The sequence below is a fragment of the Arthrobacter ipis genome (assembly GCF_014694315.1).
In the GTDB taxonomy this organism is placed as follows: Bacteria; Actinomycetota; Actinomycetes; order Actinomycetales; family Micrococcaceae; genus Arthrobacter; species Arthrobacter ipis.
Window position 1 is genome coordinate 142,291 of sequence record NZ_JAAOXD010000001.1, and the last position, 19,556, is coordinate 161,846.

A 19,556-nucleotide genomic window follows, 5' to 3' on the forward strand; every position below is an offset into this window, starting at 1 on the left:
TTAACTCACGCCAATTAAACAGAACTGCCCGGCTGGAACGGTATGTCACCGTCCGGCCGGGCAGCTGTTCTGCTACTTTCGGGCGAATGCCTGCTTCAGGAGCGTGTCCTGCTCCGCAGCGTGGCGTTTCATGGAGCCGGCCGCGGTGGAAGCCGAAGCCGGGCGTGAGACCAGGCGCACCTTCCGGTCCAGGGCGGTGGGCAGGTGCAGGCCCATGAACGGCCACGGACCCTGGTTGGCGGGTTCGTCCTGCGCCCAGACCACTTCAGCATTCGGGTACTTGGCCAGTTCGGCTTCGATCTCCGCCTGCGGCAGCGGGTACAGCTGCTCGACGCGGATGATAGCCGTCGACTTGTCACCCGTCTTCTGCCGCGTGGACAGCAGGTCGTAGTACAGGCGTCCGGAGACCAGGAGAACGCGCTCGACGGCGTCCCCCTGCAGCTGCTCGTGCTCAGCGATCACCGGGCGGAAGCCGCCGGTGGTGAAGTCCTCCACGGACGAGGCAGCGGCCTTGAGGCGCAGCAGCTGCTTCGGTGTGAAGATGATGAGCGGCTTGCGGGGCCGGCTGTAGGCCTGGCGGCGCAGCAGGTGGAAGTGCGAGGCGGCCGTCGTCGGGTTGGCGACGATGATGTTTTCCTCGGCACACAGCTGCAGGAAGCGTTCGATGCGGGCCGAGGAGTGGTCCGGACCCTGTCCTTCGTAGCCGTGCGGAAGCATCAGCACGAGCGACGAGCGCTGGCCCCACTTCTGCTCGGCGGACGAAATGAACTCATCGATGATGGTCTGCGCGCCGTTGACAAAGTCGCCGAACTGCGCTTCCCACAGGACCAGGGCGTCGGGGCGCTCCACGGAGTAGCCGTATTCGAAGCCCATGGCTGCGTATTCGGACAGCAGGGAGTCGTAGATCCAGAGCTTGGCCTGGTTGTCCGACAGGTTCCCCAGCGGCAGCCATTCGTTGCCGTTGGCGCGGTCGTGGAACACGGCGTGGCGCTGGACGAACGTGCCGCGGCGTGAATCCTGGCCGGCAAGGCGTACGGGCACGCCTTCCATGATCAGGGAGCCGAAGGCAGCGATTTCGCCGAAGCCCCAGTCGATGCCGCCTTCACGGGACATCTGTTCACGCTTCTCCAGCAGCTGCTTGAGCTTGGCGTGGACGGTGAAGCCTTCGGGGATCTCGACGTGCGCCTTGCCGATGCGGGCCAGGGTGTCTGCCGAGATGGCCGTCGACGCCGGGGCGTTCGTTCCGATGTCGGACTGCTGTGCCTGGGGACGCTCGATGTCCGATACCGCAGCCGAGTCGGCAGTGATGATCGGAATGGGCGAGGTCTGGGCCGCGTGGGTCTCGGCGAAGACACGCTCGAGGCGTTCTTGGTAGTCGCGGAGCAGCTGCTCGGCTTCTTCCTCGGTGATGTCACCGCGGCCGATCAGCGACTCGGTGTAGAGCTTGCGGACAGAGCGCTTGGCCTCGATGAGGTTATACATCAGCGGCTGCGTCATCGAGGGGTCATCGCCCTCGTTGTGTCCACGGCGGCGGTAGCAGACCATGTCGATGACGACGTCCTTGTGGAACCGCTGGCGGAACTCGTAGGCGAGCTGGCCGATGCGGACAACTGCCTCGGGGTCATCGCCGTTCACGTGGAAGACCGGAGCCTGGATCATCTTGGCGACATCCGTGGAGTACGTGGACGAGCGCGAGGAGGACGGTGCGGTGGTAAAGCCGACCTGGTTGTTGACCACGATGTGGATGGTTCCGCCGGTGCGGTAGCCCCGCAGCTGGGACAGGTTGAGCGTTTCCGCCACAACACCCTGGCCGGCGAAGGCGGCGTCGCCGTGGACCATGATGGGCAGCACAGGGAACGACTGCCCCTGGTCCAGCCGGTCCTGCTTGGCGCGGACAATGCCCTCAAGGACCGAGTCCACTGCCTCGAGGTGCGAGGGGTTGGCGGCGAGGTAGACCTTGGTCTCCTTGCCGTTGTCCGACGTGAACGTGCCCTCGGTGCCGAGGTGGTACTTGACGTCGCCGGAACCCTGTACGGAGCGGGGGTCCTGGGTGCCTTCGAACTCGCGGAACACCTGGGCGTAGGTCTTGCCGGCGATGTTGGTCAGCACGTTGAGGCGGCCGCGGTGGGCCATGCCGATGGCAACCTCGTCCAGTCCGTCGTCGGCTGCATCGGAGATGACCGCATCCAGCAGCGGAATCAGCGACTCGCCGCCTTCCAGCGAGAACCTCTTCTGGCCCACGAACTTGGTCTGCAGGAATGTCTCGAAAGCCTCTGCCGCGTTCAGCTTGGAGACGATGCGCAGCTGCTCGTCGCGGCTCGGCTTGGAGTACGGGTGCTCGAGCTGGTCCTGGAACCACTTGCGTTCGGCCGGGTCCTGGATGTGCATGTACTCGATGCCGGTGGTGCGGCAGTAGGCGTCCCGGAGCACGCCGAGGATGTCGCGGAACTTGAGCATCGGCTTGCCGCCGAAGCCGCCGGTGGGCCATTCGCGGTCGAGGTCCCACAGGGTCAGGCCGTAGGTAAGCACGTCGAGGTCGGGGTGCTTGCGCTGGACGTACTCGAGGGGATCGGTGTCCGCCATGAGGTGGCCGCGCACGCGGTAGGAGTGGATCAGCTGCTGGATCCGGGCGACCTTGTTGATCTGGTCGGCCGGGTCCACCTGCAGGTCCGGGCTCCAGCGCACAGGCTCGTACGGGATGCGCAGCGCTTCGAAGATTTCGTCGTAGAAGTCCTGCGCGCCGAGGAGCAGGGAGTGGACGAGCTTGAGGAATTCGCCGCTGCCTGCGCCCTGGATGACGCGGTGGTCATAGGTGGAGGTCAGGGTGAGGATCTTGCTGATGGCGTTCTGGGCGATGATCTTCTCGCTGGCGCCCTGCCATTCGGCCGGGTAGTCGAGGGCGCCGACGCCGATGATGGCGGCCTGGCCCTTCGACAGGCGGGGCACGGAGTGGACGGTGCCAATGCCGCCCGGGTTGGTCAGCGACACAGTGGTGCCGGCGTGGTCGTCAGCCGTCAGCTTGCCGTTGCGGGCACGCTTGATGAGGTCTTCATAGGTGTGCCAGAACTCCGCAAAGTTCATGGTTTCGGCCTTCTTGATGTTGGGAACCATCAGAAGGCGGGTGCCGTCGGGCTTCGGCATGTCAATGGCGATGCCGAAGTTCACGTGAGCCGGCTGGACCGCGACGGGCTTGCCGTCGACCTCGTCGTAGTACACGTTCATGGACGGGAACTGGGAGAGGGCCCGGACAACGGCGTAGCCGATGAGGTGGGTGAAGGAGACCTTGCCGCCGCGGGCACGGGCCAGGTTGGAGTTGATGACAACCCGGTTGTCGATCAGGAGCTTGGCCGGAACCGCCCTGACGCTGGTGGCCGTGGGCACCTCGAGGCTGGTAACCATGTTCGTCGCAATGGCCTTGGCCGGTCCGCGGAGGACGGACACGACGTCTTCCTCGGGGGCGGTGGGAGCCTTGACGTTCTTCGGCAGCTGGGCCGGGATAGGCTGGGCGCCGGTGCCCGCCTCGGACTTCTTCGCGCCGTCGCGGGCTACCGTTGCCGGAGCCTTCTTGGCAGGTGCAGGCTGGGCGGGGGCTGCCGCCGGCGCCGGTGCCGGGGCTGCCGCAGGCGCCTGGGCCGCGGGAGTAGCGGATGCCGGTGCCTTCGCGGGCGCCGGGGGAGGGACAACAGGCAACTCGCGGGTAGCCGGGTTGGCCGCCGGTGACATCACTGCCGGCACGCCGTTGGAAGATGGACCGCTGCCGCTGTCGAATGATTCGAACAGGGGCCACCACTTGGCATCGACCGTGTTCTTGTCCTGTTGATAACGCTCGTACAGTTCGTCAACGAGCCACTCGTTTCCACCAAATTCCTCTGGCAGACGGTGGCTAGGCTGCTCTGGCACTTGAAATACGCCTCTTCCATGAGTTTGATTTCCCTCTGGTCGCCTAAGGTGCCACGGCACAACGATCGAACCAGTTTCTGTGTCCTATGAATCCAGACCTTTGCCAGTCTAATGACCGTTCCGGGTTAACTGCCAATAAGGGTGACCCAAATCATGTACCGCCCGAATTATGGCGAAATGGCGTCCAAACGAGCCCGGAAGAGTGTCCTTTCCGCCGTGCCCGGACCGCGGTTCCGGACGGGCCGGATGAGCCCCTTCAGTCCTCCATGGCGGCACGCTGCTCCTGTAGACTGCAATCCTTATGGACAGTAGATATAGGTGCCATGGACGGTAATTCCAGGTGCCGGCCTGGGGGCTTTCAGCGGAGCGTGGTCAGCGCCGCGCGGCCCGACCACAGCGCCGGCAAACCCACTGGCCCGGGCCGCTGCCGCCGACGACTTCCGGCTGGCCCATGATGGAGTGGCTCCTTGTCGCCGCCGGACTGCTGCTGATCCTCGGAACAGGCTTCTTCGTCGCCGTCGAGTTTTCCCTTATTGCGCTGGATCAGCCCACCGTGCAGCGTGCCGTTGACGACGGCGACGCCGCCGCAGTGCCGCTGCTCAAGTGCCTGAAGTCCCTGTCCACGCAGCTGTCCAGCTGCCAGCTCGGCATCACCATGACCACGCTGTTGACGGGTTACGTCATGGAGCCGTCCGTCGGGGCGCTGCTCGACGCGCCCATTGCCGCCGTCGGGATCCCCGAGCCAGTGGCCGGTTCAGTCTCCCTCGTGGTCGCGATGGTGATCGCGACGGGGCTGTCCATGCTCCTGGGCGAACTCGTTCCCAAAAACATGGCCATAGCCCTCGCGTTTCGAATCGGCCGCGCCCTGGCGCGGCCGCAGCTGGTCTTCACCGCCATTTTCAAGCCCGCCATCGTGGTCCTGAACGGTTTTTCGAACAAGGTCCTGAACGTCTTCGGGCTGGAGGCCAAGGAGGAGATCTCCGGGGCCCGCACGCCGGCGGAGCTTGCCTCCCTGGTGCGCAGGTCCGCGGCCATGGGCACGCTCGATCCTGGGACCGCGAACTTCATTGCCCGCACGCTGAACTTCTCGGGCCGCAGCGCCGCTGACGTGATGACGCCGCGCATCCGCGTCGAAACCATTGATGCCGACCAGCCGGTCTCGGACATCATCGACGCCGCCCGCCGCAGCGGATATTCGCGCTTCCCCGTCATCGGTGAGTCTGCGGACGACATCCGCGGGCTGGTGCACGTCAAGAAGGCCATCGCCGTTCCTCCGAACCGGCGGCGGAAGCTCGAGGCCGGCGCCATCATGACGGACGTCCTCCGGGTCCCCGAAACCATCCACCTGGACGCCCTGCTTGCCGAACTGCGGGAGGGCAACCTGCAGCTTGCCGTGGTGCTGGACGAGTACGGCGGGACTGCCGGGATCGCCACGCTGGAGGACCTGGTCGAGGAAATCGTCGGCGAAGTGGCCGACGAGCACGACAAGGTCCGGCCGGGGCTGCTGCAAAGCGCCTCCGGTGACTGGTACTTTCCGGGCCTGATGCGGCCGGACGAGCTCTCGGAACAGATTCCGGGCCTCGCCGTTCCCGACGAGGCCGCTTACGAGACGGTGGGCGGGTATGTCATGAGCGAGCTTGGACGTATTCCCGAGGTTGGGGACACCGTGGAAGCGGGCGGCGGAACGCTCAGTGTCACGAGGATGGACGGCCGGCGCATCGACCGGATCTGCTTCAGGCCGCACCGCGAACCCAGGGACAGCGCCGCCAATCACGGCAAGTCAGGGAACGGCGGCAAATCCGCTAACCACGGCAAGCCCGGGAACGGCGGGCGGTCATGAGCGACTGGGCAGGACTGATCTGGCTGGTGGTGCTGCTCCTGGGCAACGCCTTCTTCGTGGCCGCGGAATTCGCCGTCATGTCCGCACGCCGGAGCCAGATTGAGCCGCTGGCAGACGAGGGCGTCCTGCGCGCGCAGACCACGCTGCGGGCCATGGAGAACGTTTCACTGATGCTGGCATGCGCGCAACTGGGCATTACCGTGTGCTCGCTGCTGATCCTGCTGGTGGCGGAGCCGGCCATCCACCACTTGCTGGCCGTGCCTCTTGCCGGGCTGGGGGTGCCTACGGAGATTGCCGACGTCTCGGCGTTCGCTGTGGCCCTGATGCTGGTGACGTTCCTGCATGTGACGTTCGGGGAGATGGTGCCCAAGAACATTTCCGTCTCCGTTGCCGACAAGGCAGCGCTGCTCCTGGCTCCGCCGCTGATGTTCATTGCAAGGATCGTGAACCCGGTCATCGCCGCGCTCAACTGGTCCGCTAACCACATCCTGAAGCTGATGCGCATCGAGCCAAAGGACGAGGTCAATTCCACGTTCACGCTCGAGGAGGTTCAGTCCATCGTGCAGGAGTCCACGCGGCACGGCCTGGTGGACGACGACGCCGGCCTGATCACCGGGGCCCTCGAATTTTCGGAGTACACCGCCGGCAGTGTCATGGTTCCGCTGGAACGGCTGGTCATGCTGAGGTCCTCGACCTCCCCGCTGGAGTTTGAAAAGGCTGTCAGCCGCACCGGCTTTTCCCGCTTCCCGATGCTGGACGACGACGGCATGCTGGCCGGCTACCTCCACATCAAGGACGTGCTCGCCATCCCGGAATCCGGCTATGAGGTGCCCATCGCGGAGAGCCGCATCCGGTCACTGGCCAACCTCTCGCGCGACGACGAGATAGAAATGGCGATGTCCGTGATGCAGCGCTCAGGCTCACATCTGGCGCGCGTCATGGGGCCGGGCGGGCAAACCGAAGGCGTGCTGTTCCTGGAGGATGTCATCGAGCAGCTTGTGGGGGAGATCCGGGATGCCAACCAAGCCAAGGGCATCCGGCGGCTGGGCAGGCCCGACGGCGGATAGCGGCCCGGGTGCCCGGGCCGGCGCCCGCGTCGGTAGCGCTAAATAGGAATCATTCCTATTTAGCGCTACACTCGAGTAGGGGTTGCCCCCTCCCCGCAACCTGACCTGTCCAGAACCGAGGTATCTCCGTGCCCAGCAATGCCCGCACTTTCCTGACCGCCGCCCTGGCCGGTTTCGGCCTGCTTCTCACCGGCTGCGGTTCGCCGGCGGCCTCGACACCAGGTGCAGACGCCGCCGCCCGCATCGCCGTCGTCACGTCCACGAACGTGTACGGGGACATTGTTGAGGCCATCGGCGGGGACAAGGTCAACGTCTCGGCCATCATCTCCCGTCCGAGCCAGGACCCGCACTCCTACGAGGCCAACGCCCAGGACCGGCTGACGGTCTCGAAAGCCAAACTGGTGGTGGAAAACGGCGGCGGCTACGACGATTTCATCCACACCCTGGCGGACGACAGCAATGTGCCGCACGAGAACATCATCAGTGCCGTGGAGGTGTCCGGACTGGCCCCGGAAGCGGCGGGCACGGCCTCCGCCCACGCCGGGTCCGCCCATGCAGAGGACGGGCACTCCCATGATCACGGCGACTTCAACGAGCACGTCTGGTACAGCCTTGACGCGGTGTCGCACCTTGCCGATGCAGTGGCCGCCCGGCTCGGCGCGCTTGACTCGGCCTCGGCCCCCCAGTTCACCGCCAATGCAGCCGCGTTCAAGTCGGGCCTCAAGAAGCTTGAGAGTAAGATTTCCGCAATGAAGACCTCGCACGGCGGTGCTGGCGTCGCGGTGACCGAACCGGTTCCCCTCTACCTGCTGGAAGCGGCCGGACTCGAGAACCGCACGCCTGCCGAGTACACTGCCGCCGTGGAGGAAGGCGCCGACGTTCCGCCCGCAGTCCTGAAGGCGGCCACCTCGACGGTCGCGGCAAAGGACACGAGTTTCCTCGCTTATAACGAGCAGACGGAAGGCCCGCAGACCCAGGCCGTAAAGAACGCGGCGAGCGCCGCCGGCACGCCGGTGGTGAACTTCACCGAAACCCTTCCGGACGGCAAGACCTACCTGGAATGGATGGCGGACAACGTGGAAAATGTCGGCAAAGCACTGAAGAGCCAGCGTTGAACCCAGTCATCAGCCTGAAGCAGGCGTCCCTGAAGTTCGGCCGGCGCGCGCTCTGGGAAGATCTGAACCTGGACATCAATCCGGGGGAGTTCTTCGCGGTGCTGGGGCCAAACGGCAGCGGCAAGACCAGTTTTCTGAAGGTCCTGTTGGGCCTGCAGGAGCTGCACTCGGGCCATGTGAGCCTCGGCGGCCACCCGGTGGAGCGGGGCAGCCGGCTGATCGGCTACATCCCGCAGCAGAAGCCCTTCCTGCCCGACACCCCCATGCGGGCCCGCGACCTGGTGGGCCTGGGCGTCGACGGGCACCGCTGGGGAATCCGGCTGGGCACCGCCAAAGCCAACCGCAGGATTGACGAACTGCTGGACCTCGTCGGGGCAAGCGACTACGCCAAGGTCCCCGTCGGGCAGCTCTCCGGCGGTGAGCAGCAGCGTCTCCGCGTGGCCCAGGCCCTTGCCACCGACCCGAAGGTGCTGCTGTGCGACGAGCCGCTCCTGTCGCTGGACCTGCACCACCAGCAGGCGGTCAGCGCCCTTATCAACAAGCAGTGCCATGACCGGAAGAGCGCCGTGGTGTTCGTGACCCACGAAATCAATCCGATCATCGACTACGTGGATCGCATCCTGTACCTGGCGGGCGGCCGGTTCAGCGTGGGAACGCCACATGAGGTCATGACCACCGAGGTCCTCTCCGACCTCTACGACAGCAACGTGGAAGTGATCCACGCCAACGGCCGGATCGTCGTCGTCGGTCTGCCCGATGCCACCACCCACCATCATGACGACGCGCATGCCGCTGCGGGGGAAGGTTCCTGATGGACCTGGATTCGCTCCTGCAATCGGTGTTCAACTTCGAGAACTACGGCGAATTGCTGGTGCTGGTGCAGAACTCGCTGTGGGCCGGCGCGGTTCTTGGGCTCCTCGGCGGCCTCGTGGGGACCTTCGTGATGAAGCGCGACCTGGCATTTGCCGTCCACGGAATCTCCGAGCTGTCGTTCGCCGGCGCCGCCTTCGCGCTCCTGATCGGCACCGACGTGGTGTTCGGCTCCCTGGTGGGGTCCGTGGCGGCCGCGCTGTTGCTCGGGCTCATGGGCGTCCGGGCGCGGGACAAGAACTCCATCATCGGCGTGATCATGCCCTTTGGCCTCGGGCTCGGCATTCTCTTCCTGTCGCTCTACGAGGGCAGGGCCGCCAATAAGTTCGGCCTCCTCACCGGGCAGATTGTGTCGGTGGACACCGTCCAGCTCCAGGTGCTGGCGGGGACCGCCGTGGCCGTGATGGCGGCGCTGTGCGTCATCTGGCGCCCGCTGAGCTTCGCCAGCGTAGATCCCGAGCTAGCCGAGGCCCGCGGTGTTCCCGTGCGGTCCCTGGCCCTGGTTTTCATGGTGCTCCTGGGCGTCAGCGTGGCGCTGTCGATCCAGATCGTGGGTGCCCTGCTGGTTCTCGCCCTGCTGATCACTCCAGCGGCTGCGGCCCTGCGGGTGACGTCGTCGCCGCGCCTCGTTGTCCTGCTCAGTGTGGTGTTCGCCGTTTCGGCGACGGTGGGGGGAATCCTGCTCGCCCTCGGCGGCCGCATCCCCATCAGCCCCTACGTCACCACGCTGTCGTTCCTGATCTACGTGGTCTGCCGGGTCATCGGCAGCGTCCGCGCCAGGCGCGGCCTCAACGGCCGGGTCATGCGGACCGCCTGAATTCCTTGGGCGCGCGGCTTACGGCACTCGGTTCCTACTGCACTCGGTTCCTACTGGGCTGCGGCCTTGCGTGCGGAGCAGTCGGGGCAGAGGCCGTAGATCTCAACCGTGTGGGCCACTTCCGTGAAGCCGTGCTCCTGCGCGGTCCTCGCGGCCCAGGTCTCGACGGCGGGGGCCTCCACTTCCACGGCCTTGCCGCAGTTGCGGCAGAGGAGGTGGTGATGGTGCACCGTCACGGCGCAACGGCGGTACACGGCCTCGCCGTCGCCGTTGCGCAGCACGTCCACGAGTTCCTCGTCGGCCAGTGACTGCAGAATCCGGTAGGCGGTGGCCAGGGAGACCGAGACACCCTTGTTCTGGAGAATCCGGTACAGCTCCTGGGTGCTCACGAAGTCATTGAGTTCGTCCAGGGCGGCGCTGACAGCGATCCGCTGCTTGGTGACGCGCTGCTCTTTCCCGCCGGCCGCCGTCGAAGGTGCCTGTGGTCTGCCGTCAGCGCTGGTGCGTTGTGGCATGGATGAACTCGCTTTTCTTTCGGGTAATGGCAGGCTTTAACGTTACCAGCCGGAGCCGCGTGGACACTGATCGGGGCCGTCTTTAGGCTTGCTTCATGAAGCTGACCAAATTCACGCACGCTTGTGTCCGGCTCGAGAAGGACGGTCAGGTGCTGGTCCTGGATCCGGGGACCCTCTCCGAAACCGCCGAGGCGCTGGACGGCGCGCACGTAGTCCTCATTACGCACGAGCACGCCGACCACATCGATGTTCCCGCGGTGACCGCCGCGCTTGCGGACAACGGCGGCCTGGAACTCTTCGCACCGGAGGGCGTGGCGCAGAACGTGCGCAAGGAAGCGCCGGATGCCGCTGGCCGGGTGCATGCCGTGGAGCCGGGAACGGCGTTCGACGCCGCAGGGTTCGCGGTCCGCAGCTTCGGCGGCCAGCACGCGCTGATTCACCCGCAGATTCCCGTGGTCGCCAACATCGGTTACCTCGTGGACGAGAACGTGTACCACCCTGGCGACTCGTTCATCATTCCGGACGGCATCAGCGTGCGTACGCTCCTAGTCCCGGTCCATGCCCCGTGGAACAAGGTCAGCGAGGTGGTGGACTTTGTCATCGGCGTCCGCGCCGGGCGGGCGTTCAACATCCACGACGGGCTCCTGAACGACACCGGCCTCGGACTGGTGGAGGGCCATGTCAAGCGGATCGGGGCCAAGTACGGCACAGAGTACAGCCACCTCTCCAGCCGGGAATCCGTGGAGCTTTAGGGCAGCCAGACACCCGTCTCGAAGAACGCTCTTAGCGTGTCCTCGTGTGGCTGCGGATCCAGTCCCTGGGCCGCCAGCCACGCGGGGCTGTAATGGCTGCCGGCGTACCGGTCCCCGCCGTCGCACATCAGGGACACGATGCTGCCCCGTTCGCCGTCCGCCACCATCTGGGCCACGAGCTGCCAAACACCCCAAAGGTTGGTGCCCGTGGAGGGCCCGGCGTGCAGCCCCGCCAGTGTGTGCAGGTGCCGCATGGCAGCCACCGACGCAGCATCGGGAACCTGGATCATGTGGTCGATGACCGCGGGGACGAAGCTTGGCTCCATGCGGGGCCGGCCGATCCCCTCGATCCGGGAGGGCATGCCGGTGCTGAAGTCCGCAGCGCCGCTCCGCCAGCCGGGGTAGAAGGCGGAGTTTTCCGGATCGACCACCGCCAGGGACGTGGCGTGGCGGTGATAGCGGAGGTAGCGGCCGATTGTGGCGCTGGTCCCGCCCGTTCCGGCTCCCACCACAATCCAGCGGGGGACCGGATGCTCCTCCAGCGCCAGTTGCTCAAAGATGGATTCGGCAATGTTGTTGTTGCCCCGCCAGTCGGTGGCGCGCTCGGCGTAGGTGAACTGGTCCATGTAGTGGCCGCCACTGGTGGTGGCAACCTCTGCGGCGGCCGCATATACCTCTGAGGCGTGGTCCACCAGGAGGCAGGCGCCGCCGAACTGTTCGATCAGGGCGATCTTTTCGGGACTGGTGGTGCGGGTCATCACGGCAATGAACGGCAGGCCCAGGAGCTGTGCGAAGTACGCTTCCGAAACCGCGGTGCTGCCGCTGGATGCCTCCACGATGGTGGTGCCCTCATGGATCCACCCGTTCACCAGCCCGAACAGGAAGAGGGAACGTGCCAGCCGGTGCTTCAGGCTTCCGGAGCGGTGCGTGGATTCATCCTTGAGGTACAGCTGGACGCCCCAGTGTTCCGGCAGCGGCACCGAATAAAGGTGGGTGTCGGCCGACCGGTTGTTTTCCGCGTTGATCTTGCGGACAGCCTCGTCCGCCCATGCCCTGTCGCTGAATCGCCTGCTCACGGAATCAGCCTACCGGCGCGGGCAGCCGGGACTAGAGTTGGTGCAAAACCCAAGGAGACGCATGGACACCCTCATTGACGTGGCCGGGCTGAATTCCCGGATGGCAGCCGGCCAGCGGACTGTGGTACTCGATGTCCGCTGGGCGCTTGGGGATGCAGAAGGACGTAGCCACTACCTGAACGAGCACATCCCCGGCGCTGTGTACGTGGACCTTCCCACCCAACTGGCGGACCCGGCAGATCCCGGCCGCGGGCGCCACCCGTTACCTTCGCCGGCCCGCTTCCAGGAAGCGGCACGGTCCTGGGGAATTTGCGACGGCGACGTCGTGGTCGCCTACGACGATGCCGGTAACACCTCCGCTGCCCGGGTGTGGTGGATGCTCCGAAATGCCGGCGTGCGCACCGTTTACCTGCTCGACGGCGGCCTGACCGCCTGGCGCACGGCAGGTTTGCCGTTGGAGGGCGGGGCAGTGCAACCGGATACCGGAGACGTGACGCTCGCCAGCGGCGGCATGCAGGTGACCGACGCAGACGGAGCCGCGGACTGGGCCGCCGGCGGCGTGCTGCTGGATGCGCGCGCCGGGGAACGGTACCGCGGGGAAGTCGAACCAGTGGATCCCCGGGCCGGCCACATTCCCGGCGCGGTCAGCGCACCCACGACGGGCAATCTCGACGACGACGGCCACTTCCTGCCGGCGGAGAAGCTGCGCCAGCGCTTCACCGGCCTTGGGGTCGACGCAACCACGCCCACGGCAGTCTATTGCGGCAGCGGCGTGACCGCCTCGCACGAGATAGCGGCACTGGAAATCGCCGGTTTCAGCGCCGCCCTGTTCCCCGGTTCCTTCTCCGAATGGTCCAACGACGCCTCCCGCCAAGTGGCCACGGGCGCCGATCCGGGAAGGTGAGTAGCGGGGCCGCCCGGTGGTTGAGCCTGTCGAAACCGGTCGCCCTCGCCCGGTGGTTGAGCTTGTCGAAAACCGGGCTTGATCTCGACAAGCTCAATCAGGGGTGGGCCAGGTACGGAGTGCACGGCAATTGGAACTCGCCGGGGTGCCGGGGTAGCGTCGCCCTATGACTCCTGGACGCCCCGTGCCCCCGCCGCTGAACCTGCGAATCGAACTGGACGGGACCGCCGTCGGACCCCTCGACGGTCGCCTTGCCGCTGCTCGCGGCGCGTCATCCGCCGCTGGCGGCCTGGTCGGGCTGACCGTTGCCCGCCGGGCACCCAAAGCCGACGACGTCGAGATTGCCATCGAGTTCTGCGGCCTCTGCCACTCGGACGTTCACGCCACCCGGGGGGAGTGGGGCTCCCAGAACTACCCGCTCGTTCCGGGCCACGAGATTGTGGGCAGGGTCAGCCGCGTCGGTTCTGACGTAAAGGACTTTCAGCCGGGAGACCGCGTTGGCGTGGGCTGCATGGTGGACTCCTGCAGGGAATGCGAGAGCTGCCTCGAAGGGCTGGAGCAGTACTGTGAGCGCGGCATGACCGGGACATACGGTGCAAAAGACGCCAGGAACGGGGACGCCGTCACCCAGGGCGGTTACGCCACGTCCGTGGTGGTGGACCGCCGATACGTCCTGCGGGTGCCGGAAAGCCTGGATCCCGCGGCGGCTGCCCCGCTGCTCTGTGCAGGCATCACCACGTTCTCCCCGCTGCGCCACTTCGGCGTCCGGGAAGGCCACACGGTCGGGGTCGTAGGTTTGGGTGGCCTTGGGCATATGGCCGTCAAACTGGCCAAAGCGATGGGGGCCGAGGTCAAGGTTTTCACTACCTCTGAATCCAAGGTGTCGGCGGCGCTGGGACTGGGCGCTGACGCAGTAGTGCTTTCCCGCGATGAGGAAGCGATGGCCGCTGAGAACCGGAGCATCGACGTCATTATCGATACGGTGGCAGCACCGCACGACCTCAACCCGTTCTTCCGGACCCTGCGCCGGGACGGGGCCCTGTTCCAGCTGGGTCTGCCCTCCGAAGCCATGCCGCCTGTGAACCCGGGGGCACTGATCCGGCGGCGGATCTCGTACGCCGGTTCCCTGATCGGCGGCATCGCCGAGACGCAGGAGATGCTGGAATTCTGCGCCGAGCACGGGGTTGTCTCGGACATCGAACTGGTTGGTGCCGAGCAGCTCAACGACGCCTATGACCGGATGGTCGCAGGTGATGTGAAGTACCGTTTTGTCCTGGATGCATCCACACTGCAGGAACCGTCGGAAAGGGCTGACGCATGAGCACGCTGTTCACCAAGATTCTCAACGGGGAGATCCCTGGCCGGTTTGTCTGGCGCGAACCAGACGTCTCCGCGTTCCTGACCATGGGTCCGCTGGCGGACGGGCACACGCTGGTTGTGCCGACCGAGGAAGTGGACCGCTGGACGGACGCTTCGCCGGAGACCCTTGCCAAGGTCATGGAAGTGGCCCGGCGGATCGGTGCCGTGCAGGTGGACACGTTCCGGGCAGCCCGGGCAGGACTCATCGTGGCCGGTTACGAGATCAACCACATGCATGTGCACGTGTGGCCATCCAACAGCATGGCCGAGTACAACTTCGCCACCGCCGAGCATAACCCCGATCCGGCGCGGCTGGACGCGAACGCGGAAAAGCTGCGTGCAGGCCTGCGCGACGCCGGCTACGGGGAGTTTGTGCCAGAGGCCTAAGCTGGGTTCCAAGTCGGCCATTCGCAACAACCACTTACGGGCCGTGTACTCGCAGAACCCCAGAGACGCGGCCTGCCCCCCGGCCTAGCTAGTTAGGGCGCTGGGCCGGGCTGTTCGATCCGGAGTGTTTCCCGCACGCCGGTTCCGGGCGCGCAGTTCGTTGCAGGACCGGCTCCCGAGTGGCTTGTTTCGGGATCGTTGATTCTCGCCAGGGCGATCTGCTCGGGCGCGCGCCCAAGCCATGCTCTTTGGTGCGGTCTTTGCCCAGGTTCTCGGCGGTCAGTGTCGCCCGGTTGGCGTGTTCCTGCCGGAGCCGGACTTCGAAGGTCACTGCAAGCCTCGCCTGTTGCCCGGCCAGCATGCCCTTCACGTACTCGGAGGCGCGGAGCTGGTCGATCAGCCCGGCGTTATCAGCGGTAAGGTCAGCCCGAAGCAGGGTACTTGCCGCCGCGATCCGCGCCTCCAAACCGGGCCCGCGACGTACCAGCGACTAAGGCAGCGCCGTCGGTGAACAGTACTTCGGCAAACAGAGCCTCTGGAAACGGGTCCTCCGGAAACGATGCCGGATACGCGGCGTCGAGGTCGTCGTCATATGGAAGCCCGTCGTCCGCGAACTCATCGAACGGGAAATCGGCATCAGCATCAGGGAACGCGGCAGCCTCCACAACGTCGCCGTGCGGCGCCGCTGCTGTGGCTGCTGATTTCCCGGTGCTTTGCAGGAACACAGTCTTCCAAGGGGGACCGACAATGAAGGGCCGATGGGGCGCCATGCGCCGCAATCCAAAAAGTTTTTCGGATGCGCCGGGGAGAACCAAAACCAAGTAGCAGCTCAGGGCGTTCCCAGCCCTGAGAACGCCCTGAAATGCTACCTAGTTGGGTGCAATGGTGAGCCGGAATCCGACTGCTGACGCTACGCCGCGAGCACCTTGTTTAGTGCCGTCCGGATCCGCTTCTCGGACACGGAATAGGCTGTGCCGAGTTCGACGGCGAACAGGCTCACCCTCAGCTCCTCGATCATCCAGCGCACCTGCGTCAGCTCGGCACCTGCCCGGCGGCCGGGCAGCAAAGCCGACACGGCGTCGTCGTAATCATCCTCCAGCTGCTGGACCGCCGCCATGTTCAGCGCATCGCGCTGAACGTTGCCGGGCAGCTTCTCCAGGCGTTTTTCGATGGCGGTGAGGTAGCGGGGGAGCTGGCTCAGCTGGGCGTAGCCCGTGCGGGCTACGAAGCCGGGAAAGACCAGCTGTTCAAGCTGGCTGCGGACATCGTTGAGTGCGCTGATGAGCGACAGGCTCGTGGTGCCCTTGAGCTGCTTTTGGATCCGGCGCGTGCTCGCGAGGATGCGCTCCACCACGGCCGTAACACTGAAGACGGTGTCTATCAGTTCCGCGCGGACATGCTCAAACAGGGCATCGTACGATGCCTGGTCCCATGGGAGCTCTGCGGGGGTCAGCTTGTCCACCGCCGCCAGGACGCAGTCTGCGATCAGGGCCGAGACGGACCCGTGCGGGTTCTGGCTGAACGTCAGCTTCTCGGTGTTGTTCAGGTGTTCCAGGACATAGCGGTCAGGCGCGGGCACGCGCAGGGCGAGGAGCCGGATGACACCGCCGCGCATGGCTTCCTGCTGCTCCGAGGCTGTCTGGAAGACGCGCAGGCCAACGGACTTTCCTTCGTCCACCAGCGCGGGAAATCCAGTGACGGTATGGCCCTTAACGGTAACGCTGGCTTCCCGCTGAATGGCGCCGAACCGCCACTCGGTCAGGCCGGACTGTTCCGTGAACCCGGCGTGCGCCTGCGGACGGCCGTCCTGTGCCCGCGCGTCCCGCAGGGCCCCTTGCGCGCCCGTCTGCTGCTGGCCCTTCTTCGCAGACCGCGGGCCGGCCGTGGCCGGAGTTGCACCCAGGGACTCCGCAATGGCCCGGCGGGTGGCCGGCGCCAGCCGCTCCTGCAGCGCTTCCAGGTCCTTGCCCTCGTCCAGTATCTTGCCGCGGCTGTCCACCACCTTGAAGCTCACCCGCAGGTGCGGCGGGACCGCGTCCCATTTCCAGGACCCGGGCGGGATGACCTGGCCCTTGAGGCGGCGCAGGACAAGCTCAAGCGAGCTCTCCAGCTCGTCCTCGGCAGGGTCGAAGTCCGCTTCCAGCGCCGCCACCGCCTGCCGGGCGACGTCGGGGGCAGGAACGAAGCTCTTGCGGACCTGCTTCGGCAGCGACTTGATCAGCGCAGTCACAAGTTCCACGCGCTGGCCGGGAATCAGCCAGCGGAAAGGTGCGTCGTCTAGCTGGTTCAGGAAGAGGACCGGAACTTCCGCCGTAACGCCGTCGGACGGGTTGGGCGCCGAGCCGGGCGCCACGGGATGGAATTCATAGCTCAGGGGCAGTTCGAACCCCTTATGCAGCCACGTCTTCGGGTACGCGGACTCATCCAGCGCCTCGGCGTCCTCGCTCAGAAGCAAGGCCTCATCGAAGTCCAGAAGCGCGGGATTCTGCTGCCGGGCGTCCTTCCACCACTTGTCGAAGTGCCGTTCCGAGACGACGTCCTTGCCAACCCGCGCATCATAGAACTCGAAGAGCGTTTCGTCGTCCACCAGGAGGTCCCGGCGGCGCATCCGCGCCTCGAGTTCCTCCACTTCCTGCAGCAGGGCCCGGTTGCGGTGGAAGAACTTGTGGTGCGTCTTCCATTCGCCCTGGACCAGCGCATGCCTGATGAACAGCTCACGGGCCAGGACAGGATCGACCTTGCCGAAGTTGATCCGGCGCTGGGCGATGATGGGTACACCGTAGAGGGTGACCTTTTCATACGCCATCACGGCGCCCATCTTGGTGGACCAGTGGGGCTCGCTGTAGCTGCGCTTGATCAGGTGCGGCGCCACCTGCTCGGCCCACACCGGCTCGAACTTGGAGGCAACCCGGGCCCACAGCCGGCTGGTTTCCACGAGTTCGGCAGCCATGACAAATGTGGGCGTCTTCTTGAACAGAGCCGAGCCCGGGAAGATGGCAAAACGGGTTCCCCGGGCGCCGGCATATTCCCGCTTGCGTTCGTCGAGGATGCCGATGTGGCTTAGCAGGCCGGAGAGAAGGCTGATGTGGATGCCCTCGTGGTTGCCCACAGCATCGGCCTGGCGCTTGTTGTCCAGGCTGATGCCCAGCGGCCGGGCCAGCTGCCGGAGCTGCGTGAACAGGTCCTGCCATTCGCGCACGCGCAGGTAGTTGATGAATTCGTTCCGGCAGAGGCGGCGGAACTGGGTGGAGGACAGCTCCTGCTGTTTCTCGTGGATGTAGTTCCAGAGGTTCAGGTAGCCGGTGAAGTCGGAATTATCGTCGCGGAAGCGGGCGTGCTTCTCCGCAGCCAGCTGCTGTTTGTCCGTTGGACGCTCTCGGGGGTCCTGAATGGTGAGTGCCGCCGCCAGGATCATGACTTCGCGGACGCAGCCGCGCTGGCCGGCCTCCACAATCATGCGTCCGAGCCGCGGATCCACCGGGAGCTGGGCAAGCTTATGTCCGACGGCGGTTAGCCCGCCGCCGTTGCGGCCGGCATTCCTGCCCTCCGCATCTGCCGTTTGGGGAGAACCCGCGGCTGCCAGCGGCGCACTCAAGGCACCGAGCTCACGCAGGAGGGTCACGCCGTCGTTAATGGCCCGTGAATCCGGTGGCTCGACGAACGGGAAGTTTTCGATGTCTTTGGGCCCGCGGGCGACACCCATGGCAGTCATCTGCAGAATGACCGCGGCCAGGTTGGTGCGCAGGATTTCCGGATCCGTGTAGAGCGGCCGGGACTCGAAGTCCTCCGCGGAGTAGAGCCGGATGGCGATGCCGTCCGACACGCGGCCACAGCGTCCCGAGCGCTGGTTGGCAGACGCCTGGGAAACCCGTTCAATGGGCAGTCGCTGCACCTTGGTGCGGTGCGAATAGCGCGAGATGCGGGCGGTGCCGGTGTCGATAACGTACTTAATGCCGGGCACGGTGAGGGAGGTCTCGGCCACGTTGGTGGCCAGCACGATCCGTCGCTTGCTGCCCGGGTTGAACACCCGGTGCTGTTCCTGCAGGCTCAGCCGCGCAAACAGCGGCAGGACCTCGGTTCCGGCCAGCCGCCGGTTGGTCTGGATCCTGGCCTGCAGGGCGTCCGCGGCGTCCCGGATCTCCCGCTCGCCGGAGAAGAAGATGAGGATGTCGCCCGGCGCTTCCAGGGCGAGCTCGTCGACGGCGTCGCACACCGCGTCCAACGGATCCCGGTCTTCCTCGAGCTCGTCGTCGGAGGAGTTGTCCTCGTCATCGCCGGCTGACGGCCCGCCAGCCGGCTGGGAGAGCGGCCGGTAGCGGATCTCGACGGGGAAGGTCCGCCCGGAAACCTCAACGATCGGTGCCGGTTCCTCCTCCGAGCCGAAGTGCTTCGCGAAGCGTTCGGGATCGATGGTGGCGGAGGTGATGATCACCTTCAGGTCCGGCCGCTGCGGCAGGATCCGCTTGAGGTAACCGAGGATGAAGTCGATGTTCAGGCTGCGTTCGTGCGCCTCATCGATGATGATCGCGTTGTATTTGCGGAGCAGCTTGTCGCGCTGGATTTCGGCCAGCAGGATGCCGTCGGTCATCAGTTTGACCTTGGTGGATTTGCTCACCTCGCCGGTGAAGCGGACCTGGAAGCCCACTTCCTGCCCGATGTCGACGCCGAGTTCGGAGGCTATGCGCTCGGCCACGGTCCGGGCTGCGAGCCGCCGCGGCTGGGTGTGGCCGATCAGGCCGTTATCGCCCAGACCCAGCTCCAGGCACATCTTCGGAATCTGGGTGGTCTTTCCGGAGCCGGTCTCGCCGGCAATGATTGTCACCTGGTTGGCGGCAATCGCGGCCATCAGGTCCTCGCGGCGCTCGGAAACCGGCAGCTCGGCGGGGTAGGAGATGTGAAAAGTCATGGCTCCCATAAGTCTACTGCCGCGTAAAAGGACCCGGCGTACGCCGGG

General features: G+C 65.8%; 14 protein-coding genes. 9 read left to right on the forward strand and 5 right to left on the reverse strand.

Annotation, left to right across the window (positions count from 1 at the left end; genetic code table 11):
• Window positions 1-72: 72 nt before the first annotated feature.
• Window positions 73-3,900 carry a multifunctional oxoglutarate decarboxylase/oxoglutarate dehydrogenase thiamine pyrophosphate-binding subunit/dihydrolipoyllysine-residue succinyltransferase subunit gene (locus G9E11_RS00605; protein WP_190602036.1) on the reverse strand — a complete coding sequence of 1,276 codons (3,828 nt, stop codon included), beginning with the start codon at window positions 3,898-3,900 and terminating at the stop codon, window positions 73-75.
• Window positions 3,901-4,354: 454 nt separating this feature from the next.
• On the opposite strand from G9E11_RS00605, the gene G9E11_RS00610 reads away from it, so the two are divergent.
• From G9E11_RS00610 to G9E11_RS00630, 5 genes are all read left to right on the forward strand, one after another.
• Window positions 4,355-5,740, forward strand: coding sequence for a hemolysin family protein (locus G9E11_RS00610; RefSeq protein ID WP_190603540.1), 1,386 nt, complete (start codon window positions 4,355-4,357; stop codon window positions 5,738-5,740).
• Window positions 5,737-6,807 (forward strand): hemolysin family protein, encoded by a 1,071-nt coding sequence (locus G9E11_RS00615; protein ID WP_190602046.1) that lies wholly within the window; start codon window positions 5,737-5,739, stop codon window positions 6,805-6,807. Before G9E11_RS00610 ends, G9E11_RS00615 begins: the two co-directional genes overlap by 4 nt.
• Before the next feature lie 128 nt (window positions 6,808-6,935).
• The gene (locus G9E11_RS00620) at window positions 6,936-7,922 is read left to right on the forward strand and encodes a metal ABC transporter solute-binding protein, Zn/Mn family (protein WP_190602054.1); all 987 of its coding nucleotides are present in this window, start codon (window positions 6,936-6,938) and stop codon (window positions 7,920-7,922) included.
• Entirely contained in the window at window positions 7,919-8,734 is an 816-nt protein-coding gene (locus tag G9E11_RS00625; RefSeq protein WP_190602056.1) for a metal ABC transporter ATP-binding protein, read from the forward strand. The genes G9E11_RS00620 and G9E11_RS00625 overlap by 4 nt, the downstream gene beginning before the upstream one ends.
• Window positions 8,734-9,609, forward strand: coding sequence for a metal ABC transporter permease (locus G9E11_RS00630; RefSeq protein WP_190602058.1), 876 nt, complete (start codon window positions 8,734-8,736; stop codon window positions 9,607-9,609). Before G9E11_RS00625 ends, G9E11_RS00630 begins: the two co-directional genes overlap by 1 nt.
• A gap of 50 nt (window positions 9,610-9,659) precedes the next feature.
• On the opposite strand, the gene G9E11_RS00635 is transcribed toward G9E11_RS00630, so the two are convergent.
• Window positions 9,660-10,124, reverse strand: a complete 465-nt coding sequence (locus tag G9E11_RS00635; protein WP_102972039.1) for a Fur family transcriptional regulator — start codon at window positions 10,122-10,124, stop codon at window positions 9,660-9,662.
• A 95-nt stretch (window positions 10,125-10,219) separates the two neighbouring features.
• Between G9E11_RS00635 and G9E11_RS00640 the strand changes: the two genes are divergently transcribed.
• Window positions 10,220-10,876, forward strand: coding sequence for an MBL fold metallo-hydrolase (locus G9E11_RS00640; RefSeq protein WP_190602060.1), 657 nt, complete (start codon window positions 10,220-10,222; stop codon window positions 10,874-10,876).
• On the opposite strand, the gene G9E11_RS00645 is transcribed toward G9E11_RS00640, so the two are convergent.
• Entirely contained in the window at window positions 10,873-11,952 is a 1,080-nt protein-coding gene (locus G9E11_RS00645; RefSeq protein ID WP_190602062.1) for a PLP-dependent cysteine synthase family protein, read from the reverse strand. The genes G9E11_RS00640 and G9E11_RS00645 overlap by 4 nt on opposite strands.
• A gap of 61 nt (window positions 11,953-12,013) precedes the next feature.
• Here G9E11_RS00645 and G9E11_RS00650 point away from each other — a divergent pair, with 61 nt between their 5' ends.
• The 3 genes from G9E11_RS00650 to G9E11_RS00660 all read left to right on the forward strand — a co-directional run bounded on the left by G9E11_RS00650 (window position 12,014) and on the right by G9E11_RS00660 (window position 14,602).
• Window positions 12,014-12,856, forward strand: coding sequence for a sulfurtransferase (locus tag G9E11_RS00650; protein WP_190602067.1), 843 nt, complete (start codon window positions 12,014-12,016; stop codon window positions 12,854-12,856).
• Between the two features lie 166 nt (window positions 12,857-13,022).
• Complete coding sequence (locus G9E11_RS00655; RefSeq protein WP_246468630.1) at window positions 13,023-14,177, forward strand: NAD(P)-dependent alcohol dehydrogenase; 1,155 nt, start codon at window positions 13,023-13,025, stop codon at window positions 14,175-14,177.
• A complete protein-coding gene (locus G9E11_RS00660) occupies window positions 14,174-14,602 on the forward strand; it encodes an HIT family protein (RefSeq protein WP_190602069.1) in 429 nt (142 codons plus the stop codon). The genes G9E11_RS00655 and G9E11_RS00660 overlap by 4 nt, the downstream gene beginning before the upstream one ends.
• Window positions 14,603-15,024: 422 nt before the next feature.
• Here G9E11_RS00660 and G9E11_RS00665 read toward each other — a convergent pair whose 3' ends face one another.
• Complete coding sequence (locus G9E11_RS00665; protein WP_194717738.1) at window positions 15,025-15,423, reverse strand: hypothetical protein; 399 nt, start codon at window positions 15,421-15,423, stop codon at window positions 15,025-15,027.
• Window positions 15,424-15,512: 89 nt separating this feature from the next.
• Complete coding sequence (hrpA, locus tag G9E11_RS00670) at window positions 15,513-19,508, reverse strand: ATP-dependent RNA helicase HrpA (RefSeq protein WP_190602072.1); 3,996 nt, start codon at window positions 19,506-19,508, stop codon at window positions 15,513-15,515.
• Window positions 19,509-19,556 lie beyond the last annotated feature (48 nt).

Bases quoted from the DNA above. Each gene is read 5' to 3' on its own strand.
- hrpA (WP_190602072.1), bottom strand. From the start codon at position 19,508: ATGACTTTTCACATCTCCTACCCCGCCGAGCTGCCGGTTTCCGAGCGC.
- G9E11_RS00610 (WP_190603540.1), top strand. From the start codon at position 4,355: ATGGAGTGGCTCCTTGTCGCCGCCGGACTGCTGCTGATCCTCGGAACA.
- G9E11_RS00655 (WP_246468630.1), top strand. From the start codon at position 13,023: ATGACTCCTGGACGCCCCGTGCCCCCGCCGCTGAACCTGCGAATCGAA.
- G9E11_RS00630 (WP_190602058.1), top strand. From the start codon at position 8,734: ATGGACCTGGATTCGCTCCTGCAATCGGTGTTCAACTTCGAGAACTAC.
- G9E11_RS00635 (WP_102972039.1), bottom strand. From the start codon at position 10,124: ATGCCACAACGCACCAGCGCTGACGGCAGACCACAGGCACCTTCGACG.
- G9E11_RS00660 (WP_190602069.1), top strand. From the start codon at position 14,174: ATGAGCACGCTGTTCACCAAGATTCTCAACGGGGAGATCCCTGGCCGG.
- G9E11_RS00640 (WP_190602060.1), top strand. From the start codon at position 10,220: ATGAAGCTGACCAAATTCACGCACGCTTGTGTCCGGCTCGAGAAGGAC.
- G9E11_RS00615 (WP_190602046.1), top strand. From the start codon at position 5,737: ATGAGCGACTGGGCAGGACTGATCTGGCTGGTGGTGCTGCTCCTGGGC.
- G9E11_RS00650 (WP_190602067.1), top strand. From the start codon at position 12,014: ATGGACACCCTCATTGACGTGGCCGGGCTGAATTCCCGGATGGCAGCC.